The 1,076-nt window shown below is 60.8% G+C and carries 1 protein-coding gene and 1 pseudogene; one reads left to right on the forward strand and one right to left on the reverse strand.

Annotation, left to right across the window (positions count from 1 at the left end; translation table 11 throughout):
* Positions 1 to 70 (forward strand): annotated as a pseudogene (locus IE101_RS19935) (electron transfer flavoprotein subunit alpha); the annotation flags it as partial.
* A 39-nt stretch (positions 71 to 109) separates the two neighbouring features.
* Here IE101_RS19935 and IE101_RS19660 read toward each other — a convergent pair.
* The gene (locus IE101_RS19660; protein ID WP_189635521.1) at positions 110 to 859 is read right to left on the reverse strand and encodes a DUF6473 family protein; all 750 of its coding nucleotides are present in this window, start codon (positions 857 to 859) and stop codon (positions 110 to 112) included.
* Positions 860 to 1,076 lie beyond the last annotated feature (217 nt).

The raw sequence follows: 1,076 nt of genomic DNA on the forward strand, positions 1-1,076 counted from the left end.
CCAGGTCGCAGACTACGGCCTCGTCGCAGACCTCTTCGCCGCCGTCCCGGAACTCACCGGGAAATTGTAAGATCACAAAGGGCCCGCAAAACGCGGGCCCTTTTCCTTTTCAGGATCGCGTAGATATCCGTTCGGCCACAGCCCGATGCCAATCTGCACATTCTGGCTTTCCTCGCAGATATACCGTGCGCCCCGCCAATGCCTGCAAGCGTGCCAGCATCCCAGCATCGATGAGCCAAGGATCCATCAAGGTAAGGTCAGCCGTCCGACCTGTGCGTGGCGGACGTGATGCGCCCAGCCAGAGCAGTGTCGCCTTGCCCTGTAGTGGGCGCAATACCGACGCCATGCGCGACAGCCAGACGCGACGAAGCTCGGCGGCAATGGTGTCAAACCGATCCGGCGAGATCCGCATTAGCGTCTGCGCCATATGCTGCGTAAAGGCAAATTCGGTGAAATCGACCTCTGGGTAAAGCGCCTGCAATGGCGGTAGCGCCCCGATGAACCGGTCATTCCGCCGCGAATGCACCTGATAGAAGCGGTTCGACAGGTTCAAGGCCCCCAAAACCTGCACGAATACGCGATCTGCCCCCGCCGCGATGCGCGCAAGGGCAGATTCTCGCAGGAACAGGTCAACCCCGGCATTTACGACCGAGAGATTGGCCACCGGACAGCCGGCAAACCGCTCCAACACATCGGGCCAAGGGTCCGCGACCATTGGCGCATGGCAGGCCGTGCCCCCTAGCACCGCCCAGTAAGGTGCGTCCAGCGACCGTTCGGGACCCCGGAACAACGTCCGCGACGTGCCATAGCGGCACAACTCTAGCGTCCGGGCGCCCAAGCCCGGTTCCATGAAAGCCATCACACCCACCCTTGATGACACTACCCAAAGCCGAGAGTCGCCCAAAACCTTTTACAAACCGCTAAAGCGCGCATTTCTCACAAATTTTAAGCAGCCATTCCACCTTGCCCCACCGATGTGCCAAGGCTAGGCTTTCCGCGCAAAAGGACAGGAGTGGCAGTCATGACGATCAGGACGGTAGGGATTGTCGGCGCGGGGCAGATGGGGAACGGGATCG

The sequence above is a fragment of the Gemmobacter lanyuensis genome (assembly GCF_014652355.1).
GTDB classification, from domain to species: Bacteria; Pseudomonadota; Alphaproteobacteria; order Rhodobacterales; family Rhodobacteraceae; genus Gemmobacter; species Gemmobacter lanyuensis.

Bases quoted from the DNA above. Each gene is read 5' to 3' on its own strand.
- IE101_RS19660 (WP_189635521.1), bottom strand. From the start codon at position 859: ATGGCTTTCATGGAACCGGGCTTGGGCGCCCGGACGCTAGAGTTGTGC.